The sequence below is a fragment of the Streptomyces globisporus genome (assembly GCF_003501885.1).
Classification (GTDB): Bacteria; Actinomycetota; Actinomycetes; order Streptomycetales; family Streptomycetaceae; genus Streptomyces; species Streptomyces globisporus_D.
The window spans coordinates 1-7,205 of the sequence record NZ_QWFA01000257.1 but is presented as its reverse complement, the minus strand read 5'-3'; the positions used below and the strand labels follow the sequence as shown (position 1 = coordinate 7,205).

Annotated in this window: 8 protein-coding genes; 4 read left to right on the top strand and 4 right to left on the bottom strand. The window is 73.3% G+C overall.

Translation table 11 applies throughout. The features are described from left to right. On the top strand, positions 1-1,514 hold a 1,514-nt coding region (locus D3105_RS31000), incomplete at its 5' end, for an N-acyl-D-amino-acid deacylase family protein (RefSeq protein ID WP_133305727.1). Between the two features lie 30 nt (positions 1,515-1,544). Here the strand turns inward: D3105_RS31000 and D3105_RS30995 are convergent. Further along, positions 1,545-2,393 (bottom strand): siderophore-interacting protein, encoded by an 849-nt coding sequence (locus D3105_RS30995; protein WP_118906224.1) that lies wholly within the window; start codon positions 2,391-2,393, stop codon positions 1,545-1,547. A gap of 90 nt (positions 2,394-2,483) precedes the next feature. Between D3105_RS30995 and D3105_RS30990 the strand changes: the two genes are divergently transcribed. Beyond that, a complete protein-coding gene (locus tag D3105_RS30990) occupies positions 2,484-3,305 on the top strand; it encodes a TetR/AcrR family transcriptional regulator (protein ID WP_118906223.1) in 822 nt (273 codons plus the stop codon). A 41-nt stretch (positions 3,306-3,346) separates the two neighbouring features. Here D3105_RS30990 and D3105_RS30985 read toward each other — a convergent pair whose 3' ends face one another. Further along, the gene (locus D3105_RS30985; RefSeq protein WP_118906222.1) at positions 3,347-4,207 is read right to left on the bottom strand and encodes a S1 family peptidase; all 861 of its coding nucleotides are present in this window, start codon (positions 4,205-4,207) and stop codon (positions 3,347-3,349) included. A 113-nt stretch (positions 4,208-4,320) separates the two neighbouring features. Then, complete coding sequence (locus D3105_RS30980; RefSeq protein WP_118906221.1) at positions 4,321-4,710, bottom strand: winged helix-turn-helix transcriptional regulator; 390 nt, start codon at positions 4,708-4,710, stop codon at positions 4,321-4,323. A 101-nt stretch (positions 4,711-4,811) separates the two neighbouring features. Here D3105_RS30980 and D3105_RS30975 point away from each other — a divergent pair, with 101 nt between their 5' ends. Beyond that, positions 4,812-5,630, top strand: a complete 819-nt coding sequence (locus D3105_RS30975; protein ID WP_118906220.1) for an NAD(P)-dependent oxidoreductase — start codon at positions 4,812-4,814, stop codon at positions 5,628-5,630. Between the two features lie 65 nt (positions 5,631-5,695). Here D3105_RS30975 and D3105_RS30970 read toward each other — a convergent pair whose 3' ends face one another. Then, entirely contained in the window at positions 5,696-6,025 is a 330-nt protein-coding gene (locus D3105_RS30970; RefSeq protein WP_118906219.1) for a hypothetical protein, read from the bottom strand. 222 nt (positions 6,026-6,247) lie between these two features. On the opposite strand from D3105_RS30970, the gene D3105_RS30965 reads away from it, so the two are divergent. Next, positions 6,248-7,060: an arylamine N-acetyltransferase family protein gene (locus D3105_RS30965; protein WP_118906218.1), complete on the top strand. Its 813-nt coding sequence runs from the start codon at positions 6,248-6,250 to the stop codon at positions 7,058-7,060. Positions 7,061-7,205: the final 145 nt, after the last annotated feature.

Here is a 7,205-nt window from a genome sequence, read left to right as displayed (position 1 = left end):
CCCCCGGCCCCCGCCCCACCGCCGCCCGGACCGTGGACGCGCACGGCCTCGCGCTCGCCCCCGGCTTCATCGACATGCACGCCCACAGCGATCTGGCGCTGCTGCGCGACCCGGACCACAGCGCGAAGGCGGCGCAGGGGGTCACCCTCGAAGTGCTGGGCCAGGACGGGATGTCGTACGCGCCCGTCGACGACCGTACGCTCGCCGAGGTCCGCCGCTCCATCACCGGCTGGAACGGCGACGGAAGCGACATCGACTTCGACTGGCGCACGGTCGGCGGCTATCTGGACCGCCTGGACCGGAACTTCGACGGCCAGGGCATCGCGGTCAACGCCGCCTATCTCATCCCGCAGGGCACGGTCCGGATGTACGCGGTCGGCTGGGACGACCGGCCCGCCACCGACGCCGAACTGGCTCGGATGCGGGAGCTGGTGGACCAGGGCATGCGCGAGGGTGCGGTCGGCATGTCATCCGGACTGACCTACACCCCGGGGATGTACGCGGACGACGCCGAACTCACCGAGCTCTGCCGGGTGGTGGCCCGCCACGGCGGCTACTACTGCCCGCACCACCGCAGTTACGGGGCGGGCGCGCTGGAGGCGTACGAGGAGATGGTGCAGCTGACGCACAACGCCGGCTGCGCCCTTCATCTCGCTCACGCCACCATGAACTTCGGCGTGAACAAGGGCAAAGCGCCCGACCTCCTCGCCCTCCTCGACGGCGCGCTGGCCGCCGGGGCCGACATCTCGCTCGACACCTACCCGTACACCCCCGGCTGCACCACGCTCGTGGCGATGCTGCCGAGTTGGGCGAGCGAGGGCGGACCGGAGTCGGTCCTGACCCGGCTCGCGGACCCGGTGAGCGCGGAGAAGATCCGGCACCATCTGGAGGTGCTGGGCTCGGACGGCTGCCACGGGGTGCCGATCGAGTGGGACACCATCGAGATCTCCGGCGTGAGCGCACCGCATCTGGCGGAGTACGTGGGCCGTACGGTCGAGGAGTCGGCACGGCTGCGGAGCGAGGAGCCCTGGGTGACCGCGCGGCGGCTGCTCACCGAGGACCGGCTCGGGACGACGATCCTCCAGCACGTGGGCCACGAGGAGAACGTCCAGCAGATCATGCGCCACCCGGTGCACACCGGCGGCAGCGACGGCATCCTCCAGGGCGACAAGCCGCACCCTCGGGCGTACGGCACGTTCCCGCAGTATCTGGGCCGGTACGCGCGGGAGTTGGGAATCCTCTCGCTGGAGGAGTGTGTCGCCCATCTGACCTCGCGCCCGGCCGCCCGGCTGCGGCTCGCGGACCGGGGCCTGGTGCGCGAGGGCTACCGCGCGGATCTGGTGCTGTTCGATCCGGAGACGGTGGCGGCGGGCTCCACGTTCGAGGAGCCGCGCACGCTGCCGGTGGGCATCCCGCACGTCCTGATCGACGGCCGGTTCGTCATCGAGGACGGCAAGCGGACGTCGGTCCTGGCGGGCCGGGCGGTCCGGGGAGCGGGGGCGGCAGCGGTCTGACCCCCACGAGGCGTCCGCCGCCCGTGGCCCCTACGAAGCGTCCGCCGCGCGCTCGGCCGCCCAGGCGAGGTCCTCCTCGGTGGGGGCGTCGTCCTGGGTGAGCGCACGCCGCCAGTAGCCGCTGAACTCGACGGCCGTCTTGGGCAGTTCGCGGTCCTCGACCAGGTGGCGGCGCAGCGCCCGCACGGCGGACGCCTCGCCCGCCACCCAGGCCGCGTCCACCCCGTCGAGGTCCGCTCCGGCATCCCGTACGGCGTCCACCAGCGAGCCACCCCGGTCGCGGCGCACCCAGCGGATCTCGGCTCCCCCGGCCGCCGGCGGCAGCTCCCGCTCCTCCGCCGCGTCCGCGACCTCGGCGTACACGACGGCCCCGGTCCCGGCGGGCAGCGCCTCCAGCACCGTGGCGACGGCCGGGAGCGCGGTCTCGTCCCCGGCGAGGAGCATCCGCCGGGCGGCGGGCAGCGGGCGGGCGTAGAGGGAGGACGGGCCGACCATGCCGAGGACGTCGCCGACCCGGGCGCTCGCACCCCAGCGCGCGGCGGGCCCGCTGTCGCCGTGCAGCACGAAGTCCACGGCCATCAGGTTGCGTTGACGGTCGTACGAGCGGACGGTGAAGCTGCGCATCCAGGGCCGCTCCGCCTCCGGGACCGCGAGGTACGCCTCGTACCAGCGCATGCCGTACGGGTCGTCGGCGTCCCGCTCCGGCAGTCGGGGCACGGCCTGTCCGGCGCGCGGCAGACAGAGCTTCATCTGCTGGTCCGGGCGGTCCTCCATGAGCCCGGGCAGCTCGTCGGCGGTGAAACCGATTCTCGCCGTCCCGGGGGTGATCCGCTCGACGTCCACGACCCGTACGTACGTGACCGGCAGCGCCTGACCCATCGCGACCCGACCCCTCTCCCGTGGAGCTTGATACCTTACGGCGTAAGGAATGACCCGCCGGACGTTACTTTACGCCGTAAGGAGTCGCACGTGGTGGTCTTCGCCGGGCAGGGCGATCCGCGCCGTTCCCTCTCCCTCCTGTGGCGCGCGGACGCCCCGCCGCCGACGCGCGGCGGCCCGGGGCCCAAGCCCCGGCTGAGCGTGGACGCGATCGTGGCGGCGGCCGTGGCGCTCGCGGACGAGGAGGGGATGGGGGCCCTGTCGATGCGCGCGGTCGGCGACCGGCTCGGGCGCACGGCGATGGCGCTCTACACCTACGTCCCCGGCAAGAGCGAGCTGCTGGACCTGATGTACGACGCCGTCCACGCCGAACTGCCCACCGCATACCCGGAGTCGGACTCGGGCGAGTGGCGGGCCGCGTTCACCGCGTGGGCCGGGGAGGTCCTGGAGTTCTACGTACGCCACCCCTGGGTGCTCCAGGTCTCGCAGGCGCGACCGGTGCTGGGGCCGCACGAGTACGCGGGCCTGGACACGCTGGTGACGCTGCTGCGGGCGACCGGGCTCGAGGCGGGGACCCTGCGGCGGCTGGTGGGGACCCTGTTCCCGTTCGTCCGGGGTTCGGCGCAGGCGGTGGCCGACGCGAGGCTGGCCGCTGCGGCGACCGGGAGCTCCGACGAGGAGTGGTGGGCGGCGCGCTCGGCGGCCCTGCTGGAGCTGGTCCCGGACTTCGCGGAGCGCTTCCCGGCGGTGAGCGGCCTGGAGTCGGAGGGGCCGGTCGAGCCGTATCCGGGCGAAGGGAACGAGGGCGCCGAGCCGGTGCCGTATCCGGAGCGGGAGGCGCGCGAGACGTTCCGGGTGGGGCTCGGGGTGCTGCTGGACGGGATCGAGGCGGCGCGCGTCGGCCGGACCTGACCGGGGCCGGGTCCGGCCGACGCGCTTGTGCGACGGGGCGGCTACGGCTTGGGCAGCGCGCAGCCCTCACGGTTGAGGTCGATCTTGCTGCCGGCCCCGATGCACGGAACCATGTTGTACGTCTGCTGGGCGTAGTTGATGCCCTCGCGGACGGTGACCTCGCCGTTCTCGTCGACCTCGCACGGGTTGTTGTCCGTGCACTCCTGGCCGCTCTCGTTGCCGGTGTTGTTGACCGCGACCACCTTGCCGGTGGCGTCGTCGATCACCGGCGAACCGGACGTACCGCCGATGGTCCGGCACTCCGGGGTGTAGCGGACCGAGTCCTTCCAGGTCCACCGGCCCTCCTTGAGCTGGTGGACGAAGCCGTCGATGTCGCAGCTGTAGGTGCGCTTCCAGTAGCCGGAAGCGACCGTGATGGCGGTGCCCGCCGTCGGGTGGGCGGTCTCCAGCTCCAGCGCCCGGATGCCGTAGCTGTCCTCGATCTGCTGGTAGGTGGAGGTCGTTTCGTAGAGTGAGAGATCGGTGTCGGTCATCGTGCCGTACGCGATCTTGCTCGCCTTCAGGGTGCCGACTCCGTCGCCCGAGGCGTTGAGCAGGGTGAAGGTCCGGGAGGACGGCTGGTCGACGACGACCTCGCCGGGGCCCGGGAAACCGGACTCCAGGCAGTGCCCGTTGGAGAGCACGAGGGCGGGGTCGGTGGGGGCGGAGTCGGGCGAACGGACGACGGAGCCCGAACAGTTGCTGAGCGCGACGGTCCCGGCGAAGGTCACGGCCTTCGCCGCGGGGCCGGCCTTGGATGCGGCTTCCTGCGCCTGCTGTGCGGGTTCGGCTGCGACGACGGGCGCGGCACCGGCTCCCAGGAGCAGGGCAGCGAGAAACGCACCGACGAGAGGCTTGTTCATGTGGGGGGTACCTCCAGTGATGCCAAGGGCCGGAGATCTTCCGGCTTTTGACATGCGCATGTTTGCGCAGATGTCAGGCCATCACAAGGGGTCGATTCGGGCCGCGCCTATGGCTACCGCTTCCCCAGCCCTGCCACGGGCTCGGCAGCGGCCTCCGCGCCGGCCCCCTCCACGCCCCGGTAGATGTGGTCGCGCCCCCACGCCCCCAGCGGTTCCAGCGCCGCGTTCAGCGAGAGGCCCAGCGGGGTGAGCGAATACTCCACGCGCGGCGGCACCTCGGCGTACACCTCGCGGTGCACGATGCCGTCGTCCTCCAACTCCCTGAGATGGGAGCTGAGCACCTTCTCGGTCACCCCGGGCACGGCGCGCCGCAGCTCACCGAAGCGGCAGGTCTTCTCGTTCAGCGCCCACAGGATGAGCACCTTCCACTTGCCGCCGATCACATCCATCGCCGCGTCGATCCCGCAGACGAACGCCCCCGGCCTCCGCACGATCCGCGTCATCGCCCGTCCACCCCTCCCCGCCTGCTCGCTATCCACGAGGTAACCACCCACTCCATAGTGCGTACTTGTTGCCTTCGCAGCCTTCGACCAGCCTAATCGGCATGTCCGACAACACCGTTGCTTCCGCCCCGCCCGCCCCTCTCACCCTGCTCGGCCTCGGTTCGATGGGCGCCGCCCTCGCCCGTACCTGGCTGGCCGCCGGGCACCCCCTGACCGTCTGGAACCGCAGCCCCGGCAGGACCGCCGAACTCGCCGCCGCCGGCGCGCGGGTGGCCGCGACGGCGGCCGAGGCGGTGGCCGCGAGCCCGCTCGTCGTGGCCTGTCTACTGGACGACGCGTCGGTCCGCGCGGCGCTGGCGGAGGCCGACCTCACGGGCAAGGACCTCGTCGACCTCACCACCTCCACCCCGGCCGAGTCGCGGACCCGCGCGGCCTGGGCGAACGAGCGCGGCGCCCGCTTCCTGGACGGCGGGATCATGGCCGTTCCGCCGATGATCGGGGTGCCGGAGGCCGGGGGTTACGTCTTCTACAGCGGCTCCCGCGAGGTCTTCGACGCCCACCGCGAGACGCTGGCCGTGCCCGTCGCCACCCGGTACGTCGGCGCCGACCCCGGCTTCGCCGCACTCCACGACGTGGCGCTGCTCAGCGCGATGACCGCCATGTTCGCCGGGGCCCGGCACGCGGCCGCGCTGGTGGCCGACGCGGGAATCGACCGACACGAGTTCGGCACCCTCATGGCGGACTGGCTCACGGCGATGGCCCCGGCGACGGCGGCGTACGCGGGCGGGCCCGTGCCCGACGACCCGACCAGCGCGGCCGTGGCGGAGGCGGGGGACGCGGCGCTGCTCCGCACGGCGGAGGAGCAGGGCGTGGGCACGGCGCTGCTCATCGCGTCGGCGGGCGCGATGGACGGCGTGTGACGGTCCGGGGCGGTCCGGGGCGCGTCGCCGCCCCGGCACGGCGACGCGCCCCGCGCCCGTCCGGGTCAGGCTTCCGCCGCCGCGGCCTCCTTGGCGTACGTCACCGCCTGGAGGAGCGTCAGTCCGGGCTCGGCCTGCCGCAGGATCTTGATCGCCTCCACGGAGTCCGCAGGGCCCTCGTGCCCGGCGGCGTCGAGCCGCCGGCGCACCCACCGGCCGCGCAGCTCGGCGTCCGGGCGGGCGGCGGACTCCTCGGCCAGGGCGAGGGCGCGCTCCAGCCCGGGGCGCTCGGCGTCCGGGGCGGTCTCCAGCGCGCGCCGAAGACCGGCGACGACATCGGGGGCGTCGCGGATGACGAGAACGGCGAGGGGCTGGGGCTTCTGGAACAGGCTCATGATCCTCCGCTACCCGGGCGGGCCCGGCTCTCACCGGAGTTGAGCAAGATCTGAGACCCCGGCGGGTCCGGGTGGCCTTCCCGCGTCGGGAGAACTCGGCCCGGGCCCGCCTCGGCCCGCCCGCCTCGGGCGGGCCTCGGACCATCGACCGAGGCCCTCCGGGCGCGGACTTCGGTCCGCAGCCGGAGGCGCGCCCGCACCCCGGCTGCGTACGGTCGGCGTATGACACTCGACCTCGACGCGTACTTCGCCCGCATCGGCTGGACCGGGGAGCCCCGCCCCACCCTGGAGGTGTTGCGGTCCCTGCACCGAGCCCACTTGTACGGCATCCCGTTCGAGAACCTGGACGCCGTTCTCGGCTCCGCCCCGTCCCTGGCGCTCGAGGACCTGGAGGCGAAACTCGTGCGCGGCGAGCGCGGCGGGTACTGCTACGAGCACAACACCCTCTTCTCCGCCGTCCTGCGGCAGCTCGGCTTCCCCGTGACGCTGCTGGTGGCCCGCGTGGTGCTGGGTGCGGCGCCGGGCGACATCCGGCCGCGTACGCACATGCTCATGAAGGTGGACGTGGAGGGTGAGCCGCACCCGTATCTCGCGGACGTCGGCTTCGGGGCGACCGGCGCCCTGGTGGAGCCGATCGAGCTGGTGGAGGGCGCCGAGCTGTTCGACGCCCCACGCCACCACCGGCTCGTCCACGTCGCGCACGACGGGCCGTTGCCGATGTGGGAGCTCCAGGCGGAGAAGGGCGGTGCGTGGGAGTCGCAGTACGCGTTCACCCTGGAGCCGTTCGAGACACCGGACTACGAGGTGATCAACTGGCACATCGCGACGCATCCGCGCTCGCCGTTCCGGCAGGCGGTGTACGCGCAGCGCACCCGGGAGGGATCGCACCTGCTGCTGGCCGGGCTGGACCTGATGGAGACGGCCGACGACGGCACGGTGAAGGAGCGGGTGCTGAAGGACGGCGACGAGGCGCTGCGGGCCCTGGCGCACGACTTCGGCATCCGGCTCCCGGAGGGCACGCGGCTGCCGGAGTGACGGCGGGGGCGCCCCCCGCGTGGCGCATCTCACCCGCCCCGGCCGCCCACGCCTCCTTTCCAAGCCGCGACGCCGCCCCGACCGGGAGATCCCACGGTCCGGGGCGGCGGCGGGCATGGCGATGGAAGACGGGGCGGGCCGGGGG

Coding starts and splice junctions, on each gene's coding strand:
- D3105_RS30975 (WP_118906220.1), top strand. CDS start 4,812: ATGTCCGACAACACCGTTGCTTCCGCCCCGCCCGCCCCTCTCACCCTG.
- D3105_RS30985 (WP_118906222.1), bottom strand. CDS start 4,207: ATGAACAAGCCTCTCGTCGGTGCGTTTCTCGCTGCCCTGCTCCTGGGA.
- D3105_RS30965 (WP_118906218.1), top strand. CDS start 6,248: ATGACACTCGACCTCGACGCGTACTTCGCCCGCATCGGCTGGACCGGG.
- D3105_RS30980 (WP_118906221.1), bottom strand. CDS start 4,710: ATGACGCGGATCGTGCGGAGGCCGGGGGCGTTCGTCTGCGGGATCGAC.
- D3105_RS30995 (WP_118906224.1), bottom strand. CDS start 2,393: ATGGGTCAGGCGCTGCCGGTCACGTACGTACGGGTCGTGGACGTCGAG.
- D3105_RS30970 (WP_118906219.1), bottom strand. CDS start 6,025: ATGAGCCTGTTCCAGAAGCCCCAGCCCCTCGCCGTTCTCGTCATCCGC.